General features: G+C 66.6%; 23 protein-coding genes and 1 pseudogene. 15 read left to right on the top strand and 9 right to left on the bottom strand.

The genetic code is table 11. The features are described 5' to 3' along the window. Positions 1-2: 2 nt before the first annotated feature. Entirely contained in the window at positions 3-1,529 is a 1,527-nt protein-coding gene (locus AAHH99_RS08140; protein ID WP_418768201.1) for a flavin-containing monooxygenase, read from the top strand. 217 nt (positions 1,530-1,746) lie between these two features. Continuing rightward, entirely contained in the window at positions 1,747-2,709 is a 963-nt protein-coding gene (gene nrdF / locus AAHH99_RS08135; protein WP_064415334.1) for a class 1b ribonucleoside-diphosphate reductase subunit beta, read from the top strand. Between the two features lie 16 nt (positions 2,710-2,725). On the opposite strand, the gene AAHH99_RS08130 is transcribed toward nrdF, so the two are convergent. Further along, on the bottom strand, positions 2,726-3,442 hold the full coding sequence (locus AAHH99_RS08130; RefSeq protein WP_064398423.1) for a GAF domain-containing protein: 717 nt from the start codon (positions 3,440-3,442) through the stop codon (positions 2,726-2,728). Between the two features lie 239 nt (positions 3,443-3,681). Between AAHH99_RS08130 and AAHH99_RS08125 the strand changes: the two genes are divergently transcribed. Then, positions 3,682-4,125, top strand: coding sequence for a hypothetical protein (locus AAHH99_RS08125; RefSeq protein WP_064398840.1), 444 nt, complete (start codon positions 3,682-3,684; stop codon positions 4,123-4,125). A gap of 59 nt (positions 4,126-4,184) precedes the next feature. Here AAHH99_RS08125 and AAHH99_RS08120 read toward each other — a convergent pair whose 3' ends face one another. From AAHH99_RS08120 to AAHH99_RS08110, 3 genes are all read right to left on the bottom strand, one after another. Beyond that, positions 4,185-5,231, bottom strand: a complete 1,047-nt coding sequence (locus AAHH99_RS08120; RefSeq protein WP_418768200.1) for an NAD(P)-dependent alcohol dehydrogenase — start codon at positions 5,229-5,231, stop codon at positions 4,185-4,187. 132 nt (positions 5,232-5,363) lie between these two features. Further along, positions 5,364-5,639: a YciI family protein gene (locus AAHH99_RS08115; RefSeq protein ID WP_418768199.1), complete on the bottom strand. Its 276-nt coding sequence runs from the start codon at positions 5,637-5,639 to the stop codon at positions 5,364-5,366. 10 nt (positions 5,640-5,649) lie between these two features. Next, entirely contained in the window at positions 5,650-6,765 is a 1,116-nt protein-coding gene (locus tag AAHH99_RS08110) for an iron-siderophore ABC transporter substrate-binding protein (protein ID WP_418768198.1), read from the bottom strand. A gap of 157 nt (positions 6,766-6,922) precedes the next feature. On the opposite strand from AAHH99_RS08110, the gene ctaD reads away from it, so the two are divergent. Further along, on the top strand, positions 6,923-8,668 hold the full coding sequence (gene ctaD / locus AAHH99_RS08105; RefSeq protein ID WP_418769558.1) for a cytochrome c oxidase subunit I: 1,746 nt from the start codon (positions 6,923-6,925) through the stop codon (positions 8,666-8,668). 12 nt (positions 8,669-8,680) lie between these two features. Beyond that, positions 8,681-9,922 carry a phosphoserine phosphatase SerB gene (serB, locus tag AAHH99_RS08100; RefSeq protein ID WP_418768197.1) on the top strand — a complete coding sequence of 414 codons (1,242 nt, stop codon included), beginning with the start codon at positions 8,681-8,683 and terminating at the stop codon, positions 9,920-9,922. A gap of 106 nt (positions 9,923-10,028) precedes the next feature. Here the strand turns inward: serB and AAHH99_RS08095 are convergent, their stop codons facing one another. Further along, positions 10,029-11,471 (bottom strand): PLP-dependent aminotransferase family protein, encoded by a 1,443-nt coding sequence (locus AAHH99_RS08095; RefSeq protein WP_418768196.1) that lies wholly within the window; start codon positions 11,469-11,471, stop codon positions 10,029-10,031. Positions 11,472-11,535: 64 nt separating this feature from the next. Between AAHH99_RS08095 and AAHH99_RS08090 the strand changes: the two genes are divergently transcribed. From AAHH99_RS08090 to AAHH99_RS08055, 8 genes and pseudogenes are all read left to right on the top strand, one after another. Next, positions 11,536-11,691: a hypothetical protein gene (locus AAHH99_RS08090; RefSeq protein WP_418768195.1), complete on the top strand. Its 156-nt coding sequence runs from the start codon at positions 11,536-11,538 to the stop codon at positions 11,689-11,691. After that, a pseudogene (locus AAHH99_RS08085) lies at positions 11,684-12,298 on the top strand (YczE/YyaS/YitT family protein); the annotation flags it as partial. The gene AAHH99_RS08090 and the pseudogene AAHH99_RS08085, both read left to right, overlap by 8 nt. A 164-nt stretch (positions 12,299-12,462) precedes the next feature. Next, positions 12,463-13,338, top strand: a complete 876-nt coding sequence (locus AAHH99_RS08080; RefSeq protein WP_418769557.1) for an ABC transporter ATP-binding protein — start codon at positions 12,463-12,465, stop codon at positions 13,336-13,338. Next, positions 13,335-14,180, top strand: coding sequence for an NUDIX hydrolase (locus AAHH99_RS08075; RefSeq protein ID WP_418768194.1), 846 nt, complete (start codon positions 13,335-13,337; stop codon positions 14,178-14,180). The genes AAHH99_RS08080 and AAHH99_RS08075 overlap by 4 nt, the downstream gene beginning before the upstream one ends. Next, the gene (locus AAHH99_RS08070) at positions 14,177-14,824 is read left to right on the top strand and encodes an enoyl-CoA hydratase (protein WP_418768193.1); all 648 of its coding nucleotides are present in this window, start codon (positions 14,177-14,179) and stop codon (positions 14,822-14,824) included. Before AAHH99_RS08075 ends, AAHH99_RS08070 begins: the two co-directional genes overlap by 4 nt. An 11-nt stretch (positions 14,825-14,835) precedes the next feature. After that, complete coding sequence (locus AAHH99_RS08065; protein WP_418768192.1) at positions 14,836-15,873, top strand: class I SAM-dependent methyltransferase; 1,038 nt, start codon at positions 14,836-14,838, stop codon at positions 15,871-15,873. Next, positions 15,870-17,039 (top strand): THUMP-like domain-containing protein, encoded by a 1,170-nt coding sequence (locus AAHH99_RS08060; protein WP_418768191.1) that lies wholly within the window; start codon positions 15,870-15,872, stop codon positions 17,037-17,039. The genes AAHH99_RS08065 and AAHH99_RS08060 overlap by 4 nt, the downstream gene beginning before the upstream one ends. Before the next feature lie 63 nt (positions 17,040-17,102). Next, entirely contained in the window at positions 17,103-17,795 is a 693-nt protein-coding gene (locus tag AAHH99_RS08055; protein WP_418768190.1) for an esterase, read from the top strand. 3 nt (positions 17,796-17,798) lie between these two features. On the opposite strand, the gene AAHH99_RS08050 is transcribed toward AAHH99_RS08055, so the two are convergent. Next, positions 17,799-19,343: an alanine/glycine:cation symporter family protein gene (locus AAHH99_RS08050; RefSeq protein WP_418768189.1), complete on the bottom strand. Its 1,545-nt coding sequence runs from the start codon at positions 19,341-19,343 to the stop codon at positions 17,799-17,801. A gap of 132 nt (positions 19,344-19,475) precedes the next feature. Then, positions 19,476-20,780 (bottom strand): PQQ-binding-like beta-propeller repeat protein, encoded by a 1,305-nt coding sequence (locus AAHH99_RS08045; RefSeq protein WP_418769556.1) that lies wholly within the window; start codon positions 20,778-20,780, stop codon positions 19,476-19,478. An 80-nt stretch (positions 20,781-20,860) separates the two neighbouring features. On the opposite strand from AAHH99_RS08045, the gene AAHH99_RS08040 reads away from it, so the two are divergent. Further along, positions 20,861-21,598 (top strand): acyltransferase, encoded by a 738-nt coding sequence (locus AAHH99_RS08040; RefSeq protein ID WP_418768188.1) that lies wholly within the window; start codon positions 20,861-20,863, stop codon positions 21,596-21,598. Between the two features lie 286 nt (positions 21,599-21,884). Then, positions 21,885-22,880 carry an IniB N-terminal domain-containing protein gene (locus tag AAHH99_RS08035; RefSeq protein ID WP_418768187.1) on the top strand — a complete coding sequence of 332 codons (996 nt, stop codon included), beginning with the start codon at positions 21,885-21,887 and terminating at the stop codon, positions 22,878-22,880. A gap of 62 nt (positions 22,881-22,942) precedes the next feature. On the opposite strand, the gene AAHH99_RS08030 is transcribed toward AAHH99_RS08035, so the two are convergent. Then, a complete protein-coding gene (locus tag AAHH99_RS08030; RefSeq protein WP_418768186.1) occupies positions 22,943-24,184 on the bottom strand; it encodes a glycosyltransferase family 4 protein in 1,242 nt (413 codons plus the stop codon). A gap of 121 nt (positions 24,185-24,305) precedes the next feature. Beyond that, positions 24,306-25,787, bottom strand: a complete 1,482-nt coding sequence (locus AAHH99_RS08025) for a 1,4-alpha-glucan branching protein domain-containing protein (protein ID WP_418769555.1) — start codon at positions 25,785-25,787, stop codon at positions 24,306-24,308. Positions 25,788-25,863: the final 76 nt, after the last annotated feature.

The raw sequence follows: 25,863 nt of genomic DNA, 5'->3' as shown, positions 1-25,863 counted from the left end.
CCATGACGGTTGCCGAGCAGACGGCCGAGGACACCACTGCCCAACAACCGGTGCACACCCGCGCGCTGATCATCGGCACCGGCTTCTCCGGTCTCGGAATGGCCATTGCGCTGCAACGTCAGAACGTCGACTTCCTCATGCTGGAGAAGGCCGACGAGATCGGTGGCACCTGGCGCGACAACACCTATCCGGGGTGCGCCTGCGACATCCCGTCGCACATGTACTCGTTCTCGTTCGAGCCCAAGGCCGACTGGCGTCACATGTGGTCGTTTCAGCCCGAGATCTTCGACTACCTCAAGGGCGTGACGGACAAATACGGGCTGCGTCGCTATATCCGATTCGGCGCCCACGTCGACCGTGTGCATTGGGACGACAATGAATTGCGCTGGCATGTCTTCACCGGGGACGGCCGCGAGTTCGTCGCACAGTTCGTCGTCTCCGGGGCGGGCGGCCTGCACATCCCGTTCGTTCCAGAATTCCCCGGACTCGACGAATTCACCGGTGCCACCTTCCATTCCGCCGAGTGGGACCATGATGTCGATCTGACCGGCAAACGGGTGGCGGTGATCGGCACCGGTGCGAGTGCGATTCAGATCGTGCCGGAGATCGTCAAGGACGTCGGCGCGCTGCACCTGTATCAGCGCACACCGGCGTGGGTGATGCCGCGGCCCAACAATCCGATTCCGCGATGGGCGCGCGACCTGTTCACCAATGTGCCCGGCACCCGGCAACTGATGCGCGCGGCCATCTACTGGATTCACGAGGGCGTCGGTTTCGCGATGACCCGCGAACCGCGGCTGCTGAAAATCGGTGAGTTGCTGGGTAAGTGGAACATCAACAAGTCGATCAAGGACCGCGAGCTGCGCCGCAAGCTGACGCCGAACTATCGGGCCGGTTGTAAGCGAATCCTGAACTCCGACACCTACTATCGCGGCATCGCCGACCCGAAGACCGACGTCGTCACCGACGCCATCGAGCGGTTCACCCCGACGGGCATCGTCACCGCCGACGGCGTCGAAAGGGAAACGGACGTCGTCGTGTTCGCCACCGGATTCCACGTCACCGACTCCTATACGTATGTCCACATCAAGGGCCCGCGTGGCGAGGACCTGGTGGACCGCTGGAACCGCGAGGGCATCGCGGCGCTGCGCGGCATCACGGTCGCCGACATGCCGAACCTGTTCTTCCTGCTCGGGCCCAACACCGCACTGGGGCACAACTCGGTGGTGTTCATGATCGAGTCGCAGATCCGCTACGCCGCCCAAGCCATCGCGGCCGTCGACCGGGCGGGCGCCCAGGCGCTGGCGCCGACCCGTGAGGCTCAGGATCGCTACAACGAGGAACTGCAAGGCGATCTCGCCGGAACCGTGTGGAGCACCGGCGGTTGCCAGAGTTGGTATCTCGACGAGCACGGCGTGAACCGGACGCTGTGGAGCGGCATGACATGGCAGTACTGGTTGGCGACCCGCAAGTTCGACAAGTCGGAGTATCGGTTCTTCGGAGGGCAGCGCGCGTCGCTGGCTGCCTAGTGTGCGCTGAGATCGCGATTTAGGCCGAAACGGCGCCGAGAGCCGATCAGAATGCACACTGGCCGCAGCGGTAACTCGTCGGCGGGAGCGACACGCCAACACACGATGTTGTGTTAGCCGTGGATGTCGTCCCCCAGGGGTAGTGTCGATGTCGGGCGACAGAACCGCGTCAAGCGGACCAAAGACCAGGTGAAATGGGGTTCTCGTGAGTGATGGCATGAAGCTGATTGACCGTGTCTCGGCGATCAACTGGAACCGTCTCCAGGACGAGAAGGACGCCGAGGTCTGGGACCGGCTGACGGGCAACTTCTGGTTGCCGGAGAAGGTGCCGGTATCCAATGACATTCCGTCGTGGAACACGCTCAATGACCATGAGAAGCAGCTGACGATGCGGGTGTTCACCGGCCTGACGCTGCTCGACACCATCCAGGGCACGGTCGGGGCGGTCAGCCTGATCCCCGATGCGTTGACCCCGCACGAGGAAGCCGTCTACACAAACATCGCGTTCATGGAATCGGTGCACGCGCGCAGCTACAGCAACATCTTCTCCACGTTGTGCTCGACCGCCGAGATTGACGACGCGTTCCGCTGGTCGGAGGAGAACCCGAACCTGCAGCGCAAGGCCGAGATCGTCATGCAGTACTACAAGGGTGACGAGCCGCTCAAGCGCAAGGTGGCCTCGACGCTGCTCGAGAGCTTCCTGTTCTACTCCGGGTTCTACCTGCCGATGTACTGGAGCAGCCGGGCCAAGCTGACCAACACCGCCGACATGATCCGGTTGATCATCCGCGACGAGGCCGTGCACGGCTATTACATCGGCTACAAGTTCCAGCGCGGTCTGGCGCTCGAGGACGCCGCCAAGCAGGCCGAACTGAAGGACTACACGTACGAGCTGCTGTTCGAGCTCTACGACAACGAGGTCGAGTACACCCAGGACCTCTACGACGGCGTCGGGCTGACCGAGGACGTCAAGAAGTTCTTGCGCTACAACGCCAACAAGGCGCTGATGAACCTCGGCTACGAGGCGCTGTTCCCGCGCGACGAGACCGACGTCAACCCCGCGATCTTGTCGGCGCTGAGCCCGAACGCCGACGAGAACCACGACTTCTTCTCCGGGTCAGGGTCGAGCTACGTGATCGGCAAGGCCGTCGTCACCGAAGACGAGGACTGGGACTTCTAGCCGGTGCGCTACGAGGTCAGTCCGGGTTGACGCCGAACAGGCGCGCGCGGAGCACCATAACGAAGTCCTCCATCACCTGGACATGGCCGGGCGTCCACCGGCGGGGCCTGGTGTCCCAGGCGATGAGCGTGCCGATGGTGTGTCCCTGGCCGTCCGTCAGCGGGAAGCCCGCGTAGGCCACGACGACACCCTCCTTCACTGCCCAATGGTCGCGCAGAAGCGGTTCTTGTCGGGCGTCGGCGACGACCAACGGCTTGCCCGTAACGAGAACTTCGCGGCCGAGGGAACCCTTCAAAGGCCCCTGACGTCTGACTGCCATTTCGCCGGTCAGACCGATTGCACTGCACATGTACTGGGTGTCGCGATCGATCAGTGTCACCGCAGCTGACGGCACCCCAACCGCGGCCACCACCATGCCGACGATGCGGTCGAGGCTGCGGGCCCGTTCGGCGTTGAGCAAACCACTGTCGTAGAGCGCGCGGAGTCGATCAGGGTCGGAGATGACAGCACCCTCGGCGAGGGCTGTGACCGGGTCGTGCGTGTCCAGGTTCAACGATTTGACGTGCGCCATGAGTTCGCGCACATCGCCGTCACCTCGGCGAGCCCGCTCGATGATCATCCGGGAAGCTACGGCGCGGCCGATGTATGTCTCGGTGGATTCGCCGACCTTGTGTGCCTCCTCGATCAGAGCGGCATACAGCCACTCATCGAAGCCCGGCAACGTCGGCGTCATGGCTTCAACGCTACGCGCAGCGGGTGCGATTACCGCGCGTCGGAAAACGCCCTCCATCTCGTCGGAATCAGCACGGTAGCGCGTCAGGCAGCAGCGTTATACCGGTCGCCGGGTGCCATCAGTAAGGCCGCTGTGACCGGTTGCACCGCCGACTTCGTAGGAAATCGGCCTGTCACGATCAGCCCCGTGAGACGATTCGCGGCGCAAGGTAATGGCGTAGCACGACGGTGGAGACGGGCATGATTCGGCAGGCAGTGGCGGCATTGGGCGCCTCCATTCTCGGTGCGGTATTCCTGGCGCCGCCGGCGGCTGCCGACACGGGGCAGCAGGTGCTTCTGCAGTCCGGGGCCGTGAGGTGTCTGCTCAGCGCGGACGACACGACGTTCGGCGGCGGGCCGACGACCGTGTGCGCGTTGACGAACGGACAGCCGTGGGGAGAGGCGCCGTACGAGACGTCCAAATGGAACCAGCGGCTGAACCTCGCAGTCGTCCGCGGCACGGGTGAGTTCTACTGGGACCGAGGTCTTATCGCCGAACCGGCCACCCCACCCGTGGCTGTAGACAGCGGGACGTTCCGGACCAACGGATGGACCGTTGAGGCGGAAGGGTTCCGCACGCGCATCACGAACGACGCCAGCCGCCACGGCGTCTTCGTCAACGAAGCGATCGTGCGTCAATTCTGACGGCGCTACTCCGAGAGGTTCCGCCGACATCGGCTACCGCGCATCGGCGGAATCGATGACTACGTGCGCAGCGTCTGCGTATCGATCACGAAGCGGTAGCGCACATCGCTGGCCACCACCCGCTCGTAGGCCTCGTTGATGTAATCGGGTGTGATGACCTCGATCTCGGGTCGCACCGCATGCTCGGCGCAGAAGTCGAGCATCTCCTGCGTTTCGGCGATGCCGCCGATCAGTGAGCCCGCGAGGCGGCGCCGACCGGAGATCAGCGCTCCGGCGGGTACCGACATGGGCTGCTCCGGCATACCCAGTTCGACCATCGTGCCGTCGAGTGCGAGCAGTCCGAGGTAGCGGCCCAAATTGAGGTTGGCCGACACCGTATTGAGAATCAGGTCGAACGATCCGCGCAGCGTGGAAAACGTCTCCGGGTCGGAGGTGGCGTAGTACTCGTCGGCACCGAGGCGCAGGCCGTCCTCCATCTTCTTCAGCGACTGGCTCAGCACCGTCACGTGGGCGCCCATCGCGTGCGCGAGCTTGACGCCCATGTGGCCCAGCCCGCCCAGCCCGATGACCGCCACCCGGGTTCCCGGACCCGCATTCCAGTGGCGCAGAGGCGAATACAACGTGATGCCTGCGCATAGCAACGGCGCCGCCGCGTCCAGCGGGAGGCTGTCGGGGATGCACAGCACATAGTTCTCGTCCACCACGATGGCGCCGCTGTAGCCGCCCTGTGTCGGCGCACCGTCGCGACCGATCGCGTTGTAGGTGCCGACCATGCCCTTGGCGCAGTACTGTTCCTCGCCTGCGCGACACTGCGCGCACTCGCGGCAGGAATCGACGAAGCAGCCGACGCCGACGCGGTCGCCGGCCTTGAATCCCGTGACCTCCGTACCGACCTCGGTGACGATGCCGGCGATCTCGTGCCCGGGAACCACGGGATAGTTCGCGCGGCCCCACTCGTCGCGGACGGTGTGAATGTCGGAGTGACAGATACCCGCGAAGTGGATGTCGAACGCCACGTCGTGCGGCCCGACCTCGCGACGGCTGATGGTGGTTTTGACCAGTGGTTCGGACGCCGACAATGCGGCATATGCGGCAACGGTGCTCATTACGACCTTCTTCTTTTCGTTCCGATTGACTATCGACAAGCCGTCGCTGACACTGCGACCCGCCTGGAACGACCAACGGGGTGGCCTGCCCCGATGATTCCTGCCGAAGCTGTGAGTTTTCTCCTAGGACCGCTACAGACCGGTGGCCCGGAACGCCCCGTTGAACGACAGCCGTTCGTATCGCGCGACGCCGGCCGCCGTGTAGGGATCACGGTCGACGACGTCCTGCGCCTGCTCGGTATCCATGTCGCCGGTGATCAGAACGGCGCCCGACTCGTCCTCCAGGCGCCCCGCCAACACGATCCGGCCGGCGCTGACCTCGCCCTTGAGCCATTCGAGGTGGGCGGGCCGGGTCTCGTTGACGACCTCGGGCGGTTGCAAATAGGTCGATTTCAGGACGTGGAACACGTCGACCACGCTAATTGATCGGGGCGTTGAGCCATTGCAGGTCGGCGAGCATGCCGCGCGCGGCCACGATGTTCTCTCCGGTCTGCCACACCTCGTTGTTGACCGCGAAGACCCGACCGTCCCGCGTCGCGCCCAGCTTCTTCCACGCATCGCTCTCGAGCACCGCGGGCGCGCGGTCGCGCGCAGACGGTGAGTCGAAGGACACGTAGACGATGTCGCCGTCGGCGATCGACAGGTCGGGATTGTCGGCGAGGTCGGTGTCGGTGACTCCCACCTCGATGTACGGCTTGTCGGTGAAGCGTTGTGTCACAGGGCGATCGACGCCGACGTCGGCCAGCACGCTGCCCGGGAAGGTCTCGACGCCGTAGACGCGCATCGTGGTGTCGGTGAACTGTACGACCGACGCCTGGAAGTGGGTGGCGTCGTTGTCGACGGCGGTCTTGTCGGCCGCGCGGTCGAATCCCTCGACCAATCCGTTTGCGGCGTCCTGTCGTCCGGTCGCGGCGCCCACGGTGCGCAGGTTGTCCTGCCACGCCGCGCCGGGCGGGCCGGAGAATACCGTCGGCGCGATGTCGGACAGCGGCCCGAACGCTTCGGCCGTGAACGCCTCCGAGCCGAGGATCAGGTCGGGTGCCGCCGCGCGGATGCCGTCGAGGTCCGGTTCGCTACGGGTGCCGACGCCGGGCACGTCGTGGATGACCTGGCCCAGATACGACGGTTGGCTATCGGAGCCGTCGGGCAGCGCCGCGGCCACGATCCGCGACTGCAGTCCCAACGCGCATAGAGCGTCGAGCTGATCGCCGGACAGCACCACGATGCGCTGGGGGTCGGCGCGCACCAGGGTCTCGCCGGCGGCGTGGCGCACCATGCGCTCGGGGGGACCCGGGTCCACCGGTGCCGGTTCAGCCGGACACGATTCGTCGGGGCGTCGCTGATTGCCCAGCACCCCGGCGCCGGCGATGCTCGTCGTGCTGGTGACGATCGTCTGCGGGGCGGCGGTGTCGGACGACTCCCCATCGGGGGAGCCGCAACCGCTCATCATGGTCATGCCGACGGCGGTCGCGAGCGCGGCCAGGCCCAGCGTCCTGGCGGCCACGACGCCCCTGCGCGCTCGGCCGATCAACACGTCGCCGACGGTAACATCCGGCCAGCTCCCGGGCCGAAAGCCGTGTGCTGGCCAATACGACGCTTTGTAGGACCCCCGAGCATTCATGATCGCAGGGCCGCTAGGATTCATCGAGACAACCCCGGGGATGTCCCGACCTGGATGTATGGAGGACCTGTTGGTAGCCGAAGCGCCCCCTATCGGAGAACTCGAGGCACGGCGTCCGTTCCCGGAGCGACTCGGCCCCAAGGGCAATCTGATCTACAAGCTCATCACCACCACCGATCACAAGATGATCGGCATCATGTACTGCGTCGCCTGCTTCATCTTCTTCTTCATCGGCGGGCTGATGGCGCTGTTCATGCGGACCGAGCTGGCGATGCCGGGACTGCAGTTCCTCTCGAACGAGCAGTTCAACCAGCTGTTCACCATGCACGGCACGGTGATGTTGCTGTTTTACGCGACCCCGATCGTGTTCGGCTTCGCCAACCTGGTGCTGCCGCTGCAGATCGGCGCCCCCGACGTCGCGTTCCCCCGGCTGAACGCCCTGTCGTTCTGGCTGTTCGTGTTCGGCGCCCTGATCGCTATCTCCGGTTTCATCACCCCCGGTGGTGCTGCCGACTTCGGCTGGACGGCGTACGCGCCGCTGAGCAACGCGATCCACTCACCGGGCGCCGGCGGTGACCTGTGGATCCTGGGTCTGGCCATCTCGGGTCTGGGCACGATTCTCGGCGGCGTGAACATGATCACGACTGTGGTGTGCATGCGCGCACCCGGTATGACGATGTTCCGGATGCCGATCTTCACCTGGAACATCCTGGTGACGTCGATCCTGGTGCTGCTGGCCTTCCCGCTGCTGACCGCCGCGCTGTTCGGGCTGGCCGCCGACCGGCACCTCGGCGCGCACATCTACGACCCCGCCAACGGCGGTGTGCTGTTGTATCAGCACTTGTTCTGGTACTTCGGTCACCCCGAGGTGTACATCATCGCGCTGCCGTTCTTCGGCATCGTCAGCGAGATCTTCCCGGTGTTCAGCCGTAAGCCGATCTTCGGTTACACCACGCTGATCTACGCGACCATCGCGATCGCCGCGCTGTCGATCGCGGTGTGGGCACACCACATGTACGCGACGGGTGCGGTGTTGCTGCCCTTCTTCTCGTTCATGACGTTCCTGATCGCCGTTCCTACGGGTATCAAGTTCTTCAACTGGATAGGCACGATGTGGAAGGGCCAGTTGACATTCGAATCACCGATGCTCTTCTCGATCGGGTTCCTGCTGACGTTCCTGCTGGGCGGTCTGTCGGGCGTGCTGCTGGCCAGCCCGCCGCTGGACTTCCACGTCACCGACAGCTACTTCGTCATCGCGCACTTCCACTACGTGCTCTTCGGCACGATCGTGTTCGCAACCTACGCCGGAATCTACTTCTGGTTCCCCAAGATGACGGGCCGCTTGCTCGACGAACGACTCGCCAAACTGCACTTCTGGCTGACGTTCATCGGTTTCCACGTCACGTTCCTGGTGCAGCACTGGGTGGGCGACGAGGGTATGCCGCGCCGGTATGCGGACTACCTGCCGACCGACGGGTTCACCACGCTCAACGTCGTGTCGACCATCGGCGCCTTCATCCTGGGCATCTCGACGCTGCCGTTCGTGTGGAACATCTTCAAGAGCTGGCGCTACGGCGAGCCGGTGACCGTCGACGACCCGTGGGGTTACGGCAACTCGCTGGAGTGGGCGACCTCATGCCCGCCGCCGCGGCACAACTTCACCGAGTTGCCCCGAATCCGTTCGGAGCGACCCGCGTTTGAGCTGCACTACCCGCACATGGTGGAGCGGATGCGCGCGGAGGCACACGTCGGACGCAGCCACGGGCCCGCGGACGGCGACGTGACCCGGCTGGACGACGCGAACGTCCGTACCTGACACGATTGCGGCATGACCGGTAAATCAAGCGAGCGTGTGTCGCTGCTGATCACGGTCACCGGCCGCGACCAGCCCGGCGTCACGTCGGCGTTGTTCGAGGTGCTGTCGCGTCACCAGGTCGAGCTGCTCAACGTCGAACAGGTCGTAATCCGCGGCCGGCTGACGTTGGGTGTGCTCGTCGCGGGGTCGGCGGAGGCGGCGGGCAGCGCCGAGCTTCGTGGCGCCGTGACCGCGGCGATCCGTGAAGTGGGCTTGGACGTCACGATCGAACGCAGCGACGGCGAGCCCGTCATGCGGGAACCGTCGACGCACACGATCGTCGTCCTCGGCCGTCCGATCACCGCCGAGGAGTTCGGGGTGGTGGCCCGCGAACTCGCGCGGCTGGAGGTCAACATCGACACGATCGGTGGCATATCGGATTACCCCGTCACGGGATTGGAGCTGCGGGTCTCGGTGCCGTCCCGCGCGGTCTACGAGGAACTGCAGCAAGCGCTGGCACGCGTGGCGGTCGCCCAGGAGATCGACGTCGCGCTCGAGGACTTCAGCCTGACGCGACGAGCCAAGCGGCTCATCGTGTTCGACGTCGACTCGACCCTGATCCAGGGCGAGGTGATCGAAATGCTGGCGGCCAAGGTGGGCGCCGAGGCCGCAGTCGCCGAGGTCACCGAGGCCGCCATGCGTGGCGAACTCGACTTCGCCGAATCCCTGCACCGGCGCGTGGCGACACTCGCCGGCCTTCCCGCGTCCGTGCTCGACGACGTCGCCGACCAGATCGAGTTGACGCCAGGTGCCCGTACCACGCTGCGCACACTTCGGCGGCTGGGATATCACTGCGGCATCGTGTCGGGCGGCTTCCGCCAGGTCATCGAACCGCTGGCGCATGAGCTGATGATGGATTTCGTCGCCGCGAACGAACTCGAGATCGTCGACGGCAAACTGACCGGCCGGGTGATCGGCCCTGTCATCGACCGGCCGGGAAAAGCCAAGGCGCTAAGGGATTTCGCGCAGCAGGCCGGTGTGCCGATGGAACAGACGGTGGCTGTCGGCGACGGTGCCAACGACATCGACATGCTCGCCGCCGCGGGTCTGGGTGTGGCGTTCAACGCCAAGCCCGCGCTGCGGGAGGTCGCCGACGCGTCGCTGAGCCAGCCGTACCTGGACACCGTGCTGTTCATTCTCGGTGTCACGCGCGGTGAGATCGAGGCCGCCGATGCCGTCGACGGTGTGGTGCGCCGCGTCGAGATCCCCGACTGAGGGGCCTTTCGTGGGCGCGAACGACCGCATTTGTACGCGAGAAAGCGGCGTGCCGCGGGACAGACACGGTCGCTCACGACTGCGTGTGGGCCCACGCGGACCTTCGCTAGACGACGACGGTCGTCGGCTCCGGCGCCGACAGCCCGGTGACGCTGCGCCACGCCCGCGCCAGCAGTTCCACCGCCTCGCCCAACCGCTCCTCGGGTAGCGCGTACGGCACGCGGACGAACCGCTCGAGGGTGCCGTCCACCCCGAACCGCGGGCCCGCGGGCAGGTCGAGGCCCAACCGGGAGGCCGCCGCCGACAGCGCGGTACTCATCGGGGCAGGCAGCCGCACCCACAACGACATACCGCCGGCGCCCGGGCCGGGCTCCCAATCGGGCAGGTGCTGACTCAGCAGCGACTGCAGATATGCGCGACGGCTGCGCAAGATCTCGCGTCGCTCGGGCAGCAACTCGTCGCGCCGGGCGAGAAGCCTTGCCGCAGCATACTGTTCGAGCACGGCCGTGCCCATGTCGATCGACGGCCGCAGCGCGGCGATGGTGGCGATGATGGCGCGCTCCGCACGGATCCAGCCGACCCGCAGCCCGCCCCAGAACGACTTCGACATCGAGCCGACGGTCAGCACCAGATCGCGTCGCGACGTCATCTCACCCGCCACCGGGCCGGGCGCGGGTTCGTCCAGCCACATGTCGAGGATCGTCTCGTCGATGACGGTGCGGGTGCGGGTCTCCGCGATGATGCTCGCCAACCGTTTCCGGTCCGCGGCAGGCATCGTCATACCAGTCGGGTTCTGGTTGTCGGGAATCAGATACGCCAGCGTCGGCGACATCTGGTGCAGCGCATTCTGAAGTGCGTCGAAATCCCAGCCGGTTTCGGTCATCGCGACCGGGACGGGGCGGGCGTCGGCGGTCGTGATCGAGGACAGAGCACCGTGGTACGTCGGTTGTTCGACGAGTACGCGGTCACCGGGCTGAACATATGTCGTCAGGATCAAGCCGATGGCGTGCAACGCCCCGGTCGTCACCATGATCTCGTCCGGCTCGGTGGGAAGCCCACGCTCGCAGTACCTTTCGGCGATCGCCTGTCGCAGTGCGGGAACACCGACGAGTTCGTGTCCCGGCGCGTGCAGATAGGGCGTGACGTCGCGGGTCGCCTCTGTGAAGGCCTCCATCACCGCCGCGGCCGGAGCCGACAACGCGGCCGCGGCCAGGCTCACCGACGGCGCGGCGGGCTCGACGCGCGCTGCAGGTGCGACGGGTAACGCAGTCGTGCTGCGGGCACCGCGGCGCGCGACGAGATATCCGTCCTCCTGCAACTGGGTGTAAGCGGCGGTGACCGTGGTGCGTGACACCCGCAGCGTGTCAGCGAGTGCGCGCTCGCTGGGCACTCGCGCCCCGACGGGGACGCGTCCGTCGATGATCAGCAGACGGAGGGCGTCGGCCAGACCCTGGTAAGCGGGTCCACTTCGACTGGACGTCCGCCAGTTGCCCAGCTCGCGAGCCAGAAAGTCCACATTGAGCGTTCGGGCGGGCGTTTCAAGTGTCATTACAGGCCAGTATTGCCTAACTGGCTATTGAAGGGCAAGCCAGTTCGAGCCGACGATGGAGGTCATGAGCTTAAACTGGATACCTCGCTTGAGTCGCCGCCTCGCCTCGACCCTGGCGTGGCAGCAGCCCATCGCACGCGCCGACTACGACGACCGCGACGCCGAACGCATGGCCCGCGAACTCGAACTCATCAAGGTGCGCTTCCCCCACCATGCGTAGAGGGGTCGTCCGCGGCCTTGTCCTTCTCGTCGGGTTGACCGGTTACGGCTTCTCGATGGCGGTCATGGTGCGCGCCGGGCTGGGACTAGATCCCTGGGACGTCTTCCATCAGGGTCTGGCCCGGCACACCGGGATGACGATCGGCGTGGCTTCGGCGGTCGTGGGCGTGGTCGTGCTGCTGGCCTGGGTTCCACTGCGCAACCGGCCCGGTGTGGGCACCGTGGCCAACGTCGTCGTCATCGCGATCACGGTCGATGTCACGCTGTGGTTGCTGCCGACGCCCACATCGCTGCCGGTGCGCATCGCGATGATGGTGGGCGCGGTGGTGCTCAACGCAGTCAGCACCGTGCTCTACGTCGGCGCCGGCCTCGGACCGGGCCCGCGCGACGGGCTGATGACCGGCCTGGTCGAACGGACCGGGCTGTCGGTGCGCTTTGTCCGTACCTCGATCGAGGCGACGGTGTTGGCGGTCGGCTGGCTACTCGGCGGCACGGTCGGCGTCGGGACGGTCGTCTACGCATTCGGGATCGGCCCGCTGGTGCAGTTCTTCTTGAGGATCACGCCGGAGAGGGTGGTGGCGGTAAGCGGGTGGGCCTCCGTCGCCGAGGCTCGCCGCAGGCGCGCGACAACTTGCGTCGCCGAGGCTCGCCGCAGGCGCGCGACAACTTGCGTCGCCGAGGCTCGCCGCAGGCGCGCGACAACTTGCGTCGCCGAGGCTCGCCGCAGGCGCGCGGGCGATTTAGGCGTGAAATCGATCGCTGGGCGAACGGAATCACGCACAAGTCGCCTGTCTACGATGGGCGAGTGCCCACCACCGAAGGAGATGCAGCCGACCCCGATGTGCTGATCGACTTCGCCAAGGTGTCGTTGCGGCGTGGGGGACAGACCCTGATCGGCCCCATCACGTGGGCGGTCGAACTCGACGAGCGCTGGGTGGTCATCGGTCCCAACGGTGCGGGTAAGACCTCGCTACTGCGCATCGCGGCCGCACTGGAGTACCCGTCGTCGGGGACGGCATACGTGCTCGGTGAGCGACTCGGCCGAACCGACATGTCCGAACTGCGCTCGAGGGTCGGTCTGAGCAGTTCGGCGTTGTCGCAGCGGGTGCCCGACGGCGAGGTGGTGCGCGACCTGGTGGTCTCGGCCGGCTACGCGGTGCTGGGACGCTGGCGTGAGGCTTACGACGACGTCGACTACGAACAGGCGGTCGACATGCTCGAAAGTGTCGGCGCCGAACACCTGGCAATGCGCACGTACGGCACTCTGTCCGAAGGCGAACGCAAGCGCGTTCTGATCGCACGGTCGATGATGACCGATCCGGAACTGCTACTGCTCGACGAGCCCGCCGCGGGACTGGACCTCGGTGGACGCGAGGAACTTCTGGCCCGGCTCGAGGATCTGGCCGCCGACCCGGACGCCCCGGCAATGGTCTTGGTGACCCACCACGTCGAGGAGATTCCGCGCGGTTTCTCACACGGACTGATCCTGTCCGAGGGCAAGGTGGTCGACTCCGGGCTGCTGCCCGATGTGCTGACCGCCGAGAACCTCTCCAAAGCTTTCGGCCAGGCGATCACGCTCGAGGTCGTCGACGGGCGGTACTTCGCGCGTCGCGCCAGGAGCCGGGCCGCGCACAGGAGACGAGCATGACCGAAGAACCACTGACGCCGCGGCCCGCCTCGACCGTGATGCTGATCCGCGACAAGCGCGAGGGGCTCGCGCGAGAAGTTGAAGTCTTCCTGATGCGGCGCCACTCGGCGATGGATTTCGTCGCCGGCGTGATGGTTTTCCCCGGCGGCGGTGTCGACGACCGCGACCGCAACGCCGACATCGACTGGTTTGGTCCCGAACCCGACTGGTGGGCAAAGCGGTTGAACGTCGAGCCGAGCCTGGCGCAGGCGCTGGTGTGCGCGGCGGCGCGCGAGACGTTCGAGGAGTCCGGGGTGTTGTTCGCCGGGGCCGCCGACGATCCCGACGTCCTGGTCGACGACGCCTCGGTCTACCACGAGGCACGCGCCGCGCTGGTCAACCGGTCGCTGTCGTTCGCCGACTTCCTGCACCGCGAGAAGTTGGTGCTGCGCGCCGATCTGCTTCGGCCGTGGGCCAATTGGGTGACGCCGAAGGAAGAACGCACCCGCCGCTACGACACCTACTTCTTCGTCGGCGCCTTGCCGAAGGGTCAACGCGCCGACGGCGAGAACACCGAGACCGACACGGCCGACTGGATGACCCCGCAGCAAGCGCTCGACGATTTCGCCGCTGGCCGGACGTTCCTGCTGCCGCCGACTTGGACCCAACTGGACTCGCTCGCCGGCCACACCGTCGATGAAGTGCTTGCCGTGGAACGTCAGATCGTCTCGGTCACACCGCATCTCGCAGCGAACAAGGACACCGGCAACTGGGAGATCGAGTTCTTCGACAGCGACCGATACAACGCCGCCCGCAACCGCCGCAGCCCCGAGGGCTACGGATCCGACACGCGCCAGGCATGAGTGAGTTCGTCTCGGTCCACACCAGCGATGAGCGGCCCGGCATCGCCACGCTGCTGCTGTCGCGGCCGCCGACCAACGCCCTGACCCGTCAGGTCTACCGCGAACTGGTCTCCGCCGCGCGAGGCATCGGCGACCGCGACGACATCCATTCGGTGATTGTGTATGGCGGCCACGAGATCTTCTCCGCCGGCGACGACGTCCCCGAACTGCGCACCCTCAACGCCGAGGAAGCCGACACCGCCACCCAGACGTGCCGCGCAGCCGTCGACGCCCTGGCCGCCATCCCCAAACCCACGGTCGCGGCGATCACCGGTTACGCGTTGGGTGGTGGGCTGACGCTGGCGCTGGCGGCCGACTGGCGGGTCTGCGGCGACAATGTCAAGTTCGGTGTGACGGAGATCCTGGCCGGGCTCGTGCCCGCGGGCGGCACGGCCCGACTGGCCCGCACCGTCGGCCTCAGCAAGGCCAAGGAGCTGGTCTTCAGCGGCCGGTTCGTCGACGCCAGGGAGGCGCGCGCGCTGGGTCTCGTCGACCAGATGGTGGCGCCCGACGGCGTCTACGACGCCGCGCTGGCCTGGGCGCAACGGTTCGTCGAGCATCCGCCCCAGGTACTGGCTGCGGCCAAGGCGACGTTTGACCTCTAGGCTGCCCTGTTATGAGCTTTGAGGAAACCGACACTGTTTCTGATGTCGCCGGCTCCGCGGCTCCGGTGTCCGATGTCGCCCGCTCCGCGGCTCCGGTGCCGAACCCGCACGCCACCGCCGAACAGGTAGAAGCCGCCCGCCACGACTCCAAACTGGCCCAGGTGCTGTATCACGACTGGGAAGCCGAGAGTTACGACGAGAAGTGGTCAATCTCCTACGACAAGCGCTGCGTTGACTACGCCCGCGACCTGTTCGACGCCACCGTTCCGTTCGACGAGCAGCGCAAGCTGCCCTACGACCGGGCGTTGGAGCTCGGGTGCGGCAGCGGGTTCTTTCTGCTCAACCTGATCCAGGCGGGCGTGGCACGGCGCGGTTCGGTCACCGACCTGTCCCCGGGCATGGTCAAGGTCGCCACTCGCAACGGCGAGAACCTCGGCCTCGAGATCGACGGCCGGGTGGCCGATGCCGAGGGCATTCCGTACGACGACGACACCTTCGACCTCGTGGTCGGCCACGCGGTGTTGCATCATATCCCCGACGTCGAACTGTCGCTGCGCGAAGTGGTGCGGGTGCTCAAGCCCGGCGGAAGGTTCATCTTCGCCGGCGAGCCGACGAACGCGGGGGAGAACTATGCCCGCCCGCTGTCGACGCTGACCTGGCGGGCGGTGACCAACGTGACGAAGCTGCCCGGGCTCTCGGGTTGGCGTCGGCCTCAGGCCGAACTCGACGAGTCCTCACGCGCGGCCGCATTGGAGGCCGTCGTCGACCTGCACACCTTCTCTCCAGCTGACCTCGAGCGCATGGCAAGCAACGCCGGCGCCGTCGAGGTCTCGACCGCCACCACCGAGTTCACCGCCGCGATGCTGGGCTGGCCGCTGCGCACCTTCGAGGCCGCCGTCCCACCCGGCCGATTGGGTTGGGGTTACGCGAAATTCGCGTTCCACAGCTGGATCACGTTGAGCTGGGTCGACGCCAACCTCTGGAGCCGTGTGGTGCCGAAGTCCTGGTACTACAACGTGATGATCACAGGGGTCAAGCCAGCCGCGTGACGGTGGCGTTCGGCGTCGAGGACGTCGACTATCTCCGCAGCCCGGCAGGCATCGACGCTCTGCGGGAAACCGCCACGCTGCGGTTGACCGGTAAGACGCTCGTCGCCGACATCGCTTCGGCGCGTGAGAGATTCGGTAATCGCGCCGCCGTGCTGGTCGAGACCACGCTGCTGCGTCGCAAGGCGGCGGCCAAACTCTCGCATCCCGATGGCTGGTTGTTCACCGACGAGGCCCTACAGCAGGCCACCGCCGAACCGGTCGCCCGGCACCGCGCCCGTCGACTCAGCGGCGCCCGGGTACACGACGCGACGTGCTCGATCGGCACCGAGTTGGCCGCGCTCCGCGAATCGGCAGACCTCGTGATCGGCAGCGATATCGATCCGGTGCGCCTGGCGATGGCGCGCAACAACGTCGACGGTGTCGACCTCTGCCGCGCCGACGCGCTTCGGCCCGTCACGCACGACACGGTGGTCGTGCTCGACCCGGCGCGGCGCAGCGCCGGACGCCGCCGGTTCGACCCGCGCGACTACGCACCCCCGCTCGACGAGCTGCTCGATGTCTACCGCCGATACGACACTGTCGTGAAGTGTGCTCCCGGAATCGATTTCGACGCGGTGAGGCGGTTGGGCTTCGACGGTGAGATCGAGGTGACGTCGCTCGCGGGCAGCGTGCGTGAAGCGTGCCTGTGGTCGGGTGAACTCACCGAGCGTGGGGTCAGGCGTCGAGCTTCGTTGTTGGACACCGGCGAACAGGTCACCGACGACGAACCCGACGACTGCGCGGTGGCACCCGTCGGGAAGTGGATCGTCGACCCTGACGGTGCCGTCGTGCGCGCAGGACTGGTCCGCCACTACGCGGCACGGCACGGACTGTGGCAGCTCGATCCCGACATCGCTTACCTCTCGGGCGACCGACTCCCACCCGCTGTACGCGGCTTCGAGGTGCTCGACGAAGTGGCCTTCAGCGAACGGCGGTTGCGGCAGGTGCTTTCGGCGCGTGACGTCGGGGCGGTCGAGATCCTCGTGCGCGGCGTCGACGTCGACCCCGACGCGCTGCGGCCGCGGCTTCGCCTGCGCGGCTCACAGCAAGCTTCGGTGGTGATCACCCGTCTCGGCACCGGAGGCGCAAGCCGGGCAACGGCATTCATTTGTCGTCCGTCTCGCTGAGCGTCCACGTATCCTTGCGGAGATGCGCCGGTATCCAGACCGGCGCCGGCTGCGAGGACGTCGATGCGCAATTTCAGGTGGACCGCTCTGGTTGCGGTGGCCGCCGTCACCGGTGCCCTCGCCATCCCCGCGGCAGCCGCCCAGCCCGGGTGCGCCGACCTGCAGGGAACGGTTGGGCCGGATCAAATATGCCGGGTGTACGTCGAAAAGCCGAACTACACCTACGAATTGAGTTTCCCCGACGACTATCCCGACCAGGCGCCGCTGGTGGCCTACCTGACGCAGGCGCGCGACGGTTTCGTCAACGTCGCCGAGAACCCGGGCGCGGACGGGATGCGGTATGAACTTGACGCCGAAGGCGCCGGCTACCGCTCGGGGCCGCCGACCACCGGCACCCGCAGCGTGGTGTTCACCGTCTGGCAGAACGTCGGCGGGGTGCGTCCGCAGACCTTCTACCAGTCGTTTAACTGGAACCTCGCCACGAATACGCCGATCACCTTCGAAACCTTGTTCAAGCCCGGCTCCGAGCCGATGGATGTGATCTACCGCGAGGTCGACCGGTACCTGGAAAGGCAGGGCATCATGGCCCCGGTTCCGCCGGGCCAAGGCACCGATCCCGCGAACTACCAGAACTTTGCGCTGACCGACGATTCGCTGATCTTCTTCTTCAGTCAGGGCGGACTGTTCCCCGAATCAGCAGGCCCGGTTCAAGCGACGGTTCCGCGCGCGGCGGTGGCGCCGATGCTCGCGCTGTAAGGCTCAGGTCCGCGCCGATTCCCGCTCCTTGCCGGCGAGCGGGTCGTAGTTCTCCCAGAACGTCGCACCGGTGATCGCCAGCGCGTCGGGGTCGAATACGGGATCGAGTCCGGCCTTCTTCTGCTTCTCGTAATCCCACAGCGCCCGGTACGCGGGCTGCTGGAGAATGATGATGCCGACGATGTTGAGCCAGGCCATCAGGCCGACACCGATGTCGCCGAGCACCCACGCCTCGGTCGCGGTCGACACCGCTCCGAGGACCACCGACACCAGGATCAACGCCTGAAGCAGCATCGTCGCGTTGGATCCCACCGTGCCCCGGATGACCGGCATCGAGGCAGGAGAGAACCGGCCGAGGATGAAGCGCAGGTTGGTCTCGGCCATGTAGTAATAGGCGATGATCGTCGTGAAGCAGAAGAACGCCAGCGACACCGCGATGAAGCTCGATCCGGCACCGCTCCAGAGGCTGTCGAATCCGGCTTGCGCATAGGCGGGGCCGACCTCCACGTCTCCGGAGAGCAGGCCACCCTCGACGATCACGGCGCCGGTCGCGCTTTCCCCTTCGAAGACCCGGTAGGCGCCCGTCGTCAGGATCAGGAAGCCTGTGGACGAGCAGATGAACAGTGTGTCGACGTAGACGGCGAACGCCTGCACGAGGCCCTGCTTGGCGGGATGGGAGACCTCGGCGGCCGCGGCCGCGTGCGGACCGGTGCCCTGCCCGGCCTCGTTGGAGTAGATGCCGCGCTTGACGCCCCACATCACCGCGGATCCGATGATCGCCCCGAACGCGGAATCCAGGCCGAACGCGCTGGCGAAGATCATTTCCAACACCCCGGGGACCCGTTCGGCGTTCAACAACACCACCACCAGCGCGAGCGCGATGTAGACGACCGCCATGAACGGCACGACGATCGAGGCGAATGCCGCGATGCGCTTGACGCCCCCGATGATCACGAAGGCCAGCACAATGACCGTCCCGACGGCCACCCACCATTTCGAGAATCCCCAGGCCGAGTTCATCGCCGACGCCATCGAGTTCGACTGGACGCTGGGCAACAGCAGGCCACAGGCCAGCACGGTCACGGCGGCGAACACGAAGCCGTAGACCTTGAAGGCGCCCGCGGCCTTGGTGTGCGCGAGCGCCCGGCTGAGGTAATAGGCGGGCCCACCGCGGTATTCGCCGGTCAGCGGGTCGCGTGTCTTGTAGACCTGGCCCAGCGTGCACTCCACGAACGACGTCGACGCGCCAAGGAACGCCACCGCCCACATCCAGAACAGCGCGCCCGGGCCGCCGAAGGCGATCGCGGTCGCGACGCCGGCGATGTTGCCCGTGCCGACGCGCCCCGCCAGCGACATCGTCAAGGCCTGGAACGAGGACACTCCCGACGGCGACTTCTCGCCCTTGAGCATCAGCCGGACCATCTCCCGTACCTGGCGTACCTGGACGAACCGGGAGCGAGCAGAGAAGTACACGCCTGCGGCTAGGCACAGGTAGACGAGCGCGTCGCTCCATACGTAACCGTTGACTGCGTCGAGGAACTCGGACAATCCGTCTCCTTAGCTCGGGTGCGCCCGTCGGCGCTCGCTGGGGTTACACGCGCACGGTGGCATGCTGGCATGCTCGCGCACTTCGTGTGTTTCGTTGCGGTGACGAATACGATTCGCGACCGGTGTCGTGCACTACGCCGGTGCGAAGCCGTACACCATGCCGTCGCTGGTGGCGGTGACCACGCGGCGGTCTTTTCCGATGGAGACGCCGACCGGCCAACCCGTCGCTCTTGGCAGCTGGTAGCTGTTGAGGGTGCGCCCCTCGGCGGGGTCGAACACCAGCAGTGCCTGACCGGCGTCCTCCCCGTCGCCGTCGCGGACGACGGTGTAGGCGAGATCGGCGCCGGATCGGCTCGAGGTCGACAGCGGCGTGACGTCGTCGCGGGTCCACTGCACCTCGCCGCGGTCGCCTTCATCTTTGATGCCGGTCAGCTTGGCGCCCGGCCCGCCGCCGGCGATGATCAGCCCGTCGGGCGATACGGACGGTGGGGTTTGGCCGAGGTAGTCGAGCGGCACCGACCACTTGGCCTTGCCGTCGGCGGCGTTGAGCGCCCACAGGTGATTGTCGCGGCCGTTGACGTAGACGGTCGACCCGTCGGCCGAGAACACCGGGCTGGCAAGGGGACCGCCGCCGACGACGTCGCTGGTCCACTCGCGGGTCAGAAACGGTGACTGCCCAGGCCGGTAGCGCAGGCCGACGAGGATGGGCGCGTCGGCACCCGGCTCCCACAATGAGAGGACGACGGTCCCGGTGGCGGAGGCGAACGCCGGCGCGGCGGCCACCGGGCAGCGCGGGCGGGCGGGCCGGCAGTCGGCGAGGCCGCGCTCGGAGTCCTTGGGGTCGACACCGGCGACCAGGTCGATCGGGCTGCCTTCGACCGTCCCGCGGTGGGCGTCGAAAACCAGCACCTGACCCAGGTGCGTCACGACCAGCAGGTGGCCCGGGCTCAGAATCCGCGCCGTGGTCGGCATCCCGATGACCGGTTGACGCCAGCGGATCCACTGCGTCGGGGGAAACGACAGCATGGCGCCGGGCTGTCCGACATACAGGTTGTCGAAGCCGTCGAAAAGAGGACTGGACGCACCCCCGCCCTGTACGAGGCGCGTGCACCAACGCTGCCGCGCCTTATTGTCGGCCTCCCAGACCATCAGCGAGCATCCGTCGGGGGTCTGCGCGTTGACGGCCAGATAGCTGCCGGTGCCGAGTGCCACCGCGGCGGCGAGGTCACCCTTGACCGACCTCATCCATTCGAGGCGCAGCGTGTCAGCACCCGCCACCGGTTGGTAGCTGCTGTTAGCGGCATCGCCGTATTGGGCGGCCCAGCCGTCAGCGGCCTTGGCGTCGACCCAGGAGGTGGTGTCCTGGCAGCCTGCCAGTGTGGCCGTGATCAGCGCTGTCAGTAAGGACACTGCCAGCACGGTCAATCGCCGGAACACTCGATCCTTCCCGTTCCTCGTCATCGGTCCACGTGAGGGTAACCGTTGCCGATTCGGTCGCTCGCGTAGGCTTTCCGGCCATGACGACCATGTGGGGCGCGCCGCTGCACAAGCGCTGGCGAGGGTCGCGACTGCGTGACCCGCGGCAGGCGAAGTTCCTGACGCTGGCGTCGGTGAAATGGGTGCTGGCCAACCGCGCTTACACCCCGTGGTATCTGGTGCGGTACTGGAGATTGCTGAAGTTCAAGCTGCGCAATCCGCACATCATCACCCGAGGCATGGTCTTCCTCGGTAAGGGCGTCGAAATCGAGGCGACGCCGGAGTTGTCGACGATGGAGATCGGCCGCTGGGTGCACATCGGCGACAAGAACACGATCCGCTGCCACGAGGGGTCGCTGCGGTTCGGCGACAAGGTGGTGCTCGGCCGCGACAACGTCATCAACACCTACCTCGATATCGAGTTGGGTGATTCGGTGCTGATGGCCGACTGGTGCTACATCTGTGATTTCGACCATCGCATGGACGACATCAACGTGCCGATCAAGGACCAGGGAATCGTCAAAGGGCCGGTGCGAATCGGGCCGGACACCTGGGTCGGCGTCAAGGTCACGGTGTTGCGCAACACTACGATCGGGCGTGGTTGCGTGCTCGGGTCGCATGCGGTTGTGCGCGGCGACGTGCCCGACTTCTCGATCGCCGTCGGTGCGCCCGCGAAAGTGGTCAAGAACCGCCAACTCGCATGGGAGACATCGGCGGCGCAACGCGCGGAACTGGCCGCGGCCCTCGCCGACATCGAGCGCAAGAAGGCCTCCCGCTAGCACGCACTCTGTTTTGCGCGAGCGCGCACTCTGGTTGCGCGAGCGCGCGTGTCGGCAGACGACACGCCGCTGAAATTCAACAGTTTGCGCATGCTCGTCGCCGTTCGGCGACCACGAACTGCTCACGACGAACCGCCCCTATCCCCCTAACAGGGGCTTGAGTCAGCCCTGTATCCGTACGCCGGAGGGAGGGGGCTTCGACCCGTTTTGGGGATGTCCGCGGATTCGTAACGTTCGCATCAGTTCGCCGGAGGTCGGCGACCAGACATCCGAAAGGACCACTGAGATGAACGTAATCGACTGGATTCTGAACCTGTTCCGTGACGAGGTCTCGGCTCAGGCCTTCGTCGACGATCCAGAACGGGCCATGTGCGGTGCCGGCGTGCAGAACGCGTCTGCAGCCCAACTGCAGCAGGCCGCCGCGGCGGTCGCGCCCGCGGCGGTGATGCATGGTGGTGGTGATCCGGTGGTGGGTTTGCAGCAGGCGGTGGCCCAGACGCACGGGATCGCGTTCGCCCCGCAGCGGCAGACCGAGGTGTTGTCCAACAACGACACCCTCAGCCATAACGACACCCGGTTCTTGAGCCCGGAGACCAACACGCTCAACCACGCCGGTGAGGACCAGCAGCAGGGCATCGGCAACTTCGGGCTGGAGTTCGGTGACATCACCTTCGGTGACAAGACCACCAACACCGCCACCGACGGTGGGGTGGTCAACACCGGCACCGCAGGCGATATCGATGCCACCAACGTCGAGGGCGACGGCAACGTCGTCGGCGATGACAACGAGAACGTCAACACCGGCGACATCGAGGACTCCAACGTCAACATCGGCGAGGACAACGAGATCGACGACAGCGGAGACCAGACCGCCGGCGGGGACATCATCTCCGACAACGAGGGCCCGGTCATCAACGACGTCGATATGAGCGGTGGCAGCGGCGGCAGCGCCTCAGGCGGAGACGGCGGCGGCGGCCTGATCGGGGTCGGCAACGACGGCGGCAACGCCACCGGCGTTGCGGGCGGCTCGGGTGGAGGCATCGTGATCAACGACAACGACACGACCACCACCACCGTCGGGGGCAACCAGACCACCGTCGGCGACATCGACGGCAGCGTGTCCGGTGGGATCTCCGGCGGCACGAGCATCGAGGACAATTCGGTGGACAACTCGATCGACAACTCGGTCGACAACTCCGGGCAAGACAACTCGACTGACAACTCCGGTCAGGTCAACACCGACGTCGATGTGGACACCACCGTCGACACCGGCCTGTTCTGAGCCCAACCACACAACGCCACTGGCGGGGATCAATCACGATCCCCGCCAGTCGGCACGTCTAATCAGCGACCGGGCAGGGCGTGTTCGATGATGGGGCGGCGCCGATGTGGTTCGCGCTCACGGCGTTTGACGGCCAGGTACACCTGGGCGGTTTCGTCTGCGATCGCGTGCCATTCGAACTGCGAGGTGAGCCGCTCGCGCGCGGCGATCGCGCGTTGTTGGGCGGCGTGCGGGTCGTCGAGAACCGAGCGGACGGCCGCCGCCAGGCGACCGGTATCGCGTGGCGGAAAGGACATTCCGGTTTCACCGTCGATAACCGCCTCGCCCAACCCTCCGACGTTCGAGGTCACCAAGGGGATCCCGGTCGCCGCAGCTTCCAGTGCGACGATGCCGAACGGCTCGTAGTGGCTGGGCAATACGGCTGCGTCGGCAGTGTGCAGCAGATTCACCAACGCGTCGTGGTCGAGGTGTCCGGCGAACGCGGTCGCCTTGAGCACCTTGTGCTTTCGCGCCTGCTCGACGAGCCAATCGAGCTGGGTGCCCTCGCCGGCGATCGTCAGCGTGGTACCGGGGTGGGTGCGCCTGATTCGGGGTAGTGCGGCGATTGCGTCGTGGATACCTTTCTCGTACTCGAGCCGACCCAGGTACAGCAACCGGGCAGGTCCGGTCCGGGGCTTGCGTTTAGCAAACGGCCAACGACCGCAGTCGATTCCGTTGCGGATAACGTACGACTCGGCCAGCCCCGGCCCGAAGAGCTCCGAGACCTCATCGCGCATCGAGGCCGAACAGGTGATCAGCGAATCGGATTCGCGCACCAACCACGATTCCACCGCGTGGACCTGTCTGCTGATACGGCCCGACACCCATCCGGAATGTCTGCCGGCTTCGGTGGCATGGATCGTGGATACCACTGGTACATCGAAGAATTCGGCCAGGGCGATCGCGGGATGTGCGACCAGCCAGTCGTGTGCGTGTACGACGTCGGGGCGCCAGGGGCGGCCGCGTCGAGACTTCAGCGTCAAACCGGTTCTGACCATCGCGTGGCCCATCGCCAACGTCCAGGCCATCATGTCCTTGCCGAAATCGAACTCGTGCGGATCATGCGCCGCCGCGACCACGCGCACGCCGTCGGCGATCTCGTCGGTGGTCGGATGCGTGCTCGGGTCGGTGTTCGACGGTCGCCGGCTCAGCACGACGATCTCGTGGCCCGCTTCGGCCAGCGCGGTGGCGAGATGATGGACGTGCCTGCCGAGTCCGCCGACCACGACCGGCGGATACTCCCACGACACCATGAGGATCTTCACGGTCGCTGACTCCTGCGCGAGTGACCGGGAAATGTACGCGCGGAGCGGCGTGTCGGCGTACTGGGCCCACTGCTTGCGAGGGGAACGCGGTCGCTCGAAGAAGTGAAGGTTGCGAGTGGAGTCATCGCGGTAACCGCCGGGCGTCCAGCGCGCCGAACAGACCGTCGGCGCGGTTCCAGCCGGCGGCGAGACGCTGTGCATGCTCATGGCGACCGGACGCCGCGGCGTCGGCGATCTCGCGGGTGGCGTGGGCGTGCAGATGCGCACGGTAGCGGGCATAGTCGGCCGCTGAGTCCTTGCTGACCATGAACGGCCAGTCGCTCGACACGGTCAGCAGCGTCTCGCGCAGGATCTGGTCGGCGACGAAGTTGCGTGCAGGCGGAGCGTCGGTCTCGCCGAGCGCCTTGTCGACGGTCGCCAGCGCGGTGTCGACTACCTCGGTGTTCAACTGGACCAGATCGGCGACCTGCTCACCGGCCCACACCTGCCAATCCTTGCCGGAACCCCATGAGCTGGGCGGTAATTCGACAGGTGGGCCGACGAAGCCGTCGGCCTTGGCGTCGCTCAGCGTGCCGACGCGCACACCGGCCTCGGGTAGCGCGCGCAGCACCCGCTCGAGCCACACGGGGCCCTCATACCACCAGTGGCCGAACAACTCGGTGTCGAATGCGGCGATGACGTGTGCGGGGCGCCCGATGCGTTCGCTCTCGTCGCACAGACGCTGCCGGACCACCGCGACGAAATCGGCGACGTGCGCGTCGATCGCACGGTCGGCGCGCTCCGGGTCGTACGGCGCCTTGGCCTCCGACGGCACATTGCGGCCCGTCACCCGGGCCGGCTTGAGTCCGGTTGTGTGATCGTAGGTGTGGAAGTCGCGGTAGGCGACGTGCCCGGGGTAGCCGGACTTCGGCGACCACACCCGATAGCTGACGTGCAGGTCCCGGCCGAAAGCCACCACGTCGGACGATCCGACGGGACGGCCGAGCGCGGTGTCGCCGTGCAGGGACGGTCCGTCGACCATGAAGTGGCCGACACCTGCTGCGGCGTAGTCGGTTTCCATGCCTGGCGCGTAGGCGCATTCCGGGGCCCAGATGCCGACTGGTGTGTGCGCGAACCGCAAGCGGGCATCGGCGAGCCCCTCGTGCAGCGCGAATTCCCGCAGCCTCGGGTTGAGTAGCGGCTGGAACGGATGCGCGAGCGGACCGCCGAGCAGTTCGATGGTTTCGGCGTCGATCACCTCGCGCAGCAAGGGACTGCCGCCGTGCGCCCACAGCGTGGCGAAGTCCTCGATGGCCTGCTCGGCCTCGGTATGCTCGCGAACACCGAACTGGCGCAACGGATCACCGAGAGTTGTCGCCTCGAGCGCGCGCAGCTGCCAGTTCGCCAGCCAGTGGTGCATGCCCGTCAGGCAGTACGGGTCGTCGAGTTGTGCGGTGACTACCGGCGTCATGCCCAGCGTCAACTGGTGGCGACGGCCTTCGGCCGCCAACGTGCGCAGCACCCGCATCAGCGGGAGGTAGCACGCCGACCACGACTGGTAGAGCCACTCCTCACCGACGGGCCACCGGCCGTGATGAGCCAGCCAGGGCAGGTGGGTGTGCAGAACGAGCGTGAAGAGGCCCGGAGCCGGGTCGCCGGCGACATTGGACCGGGGAGCCGGGTCGCCGGCGACATTGGAC

Source organism: Mycobacterium neumannii (assembly GCF_048452905.1).
In the GTDB taxonomy this organism is placed as follows: domain Bacteria; phylum Actinomycetota; class Actinomycetes; order Mycobacteriales; family Mycobacteriaceae; genus Mycobacterium; species Mycobacterium neumannii_B.
This window is presented reverse-complemented; position numbering and strand designations above follow the sequence as displayed.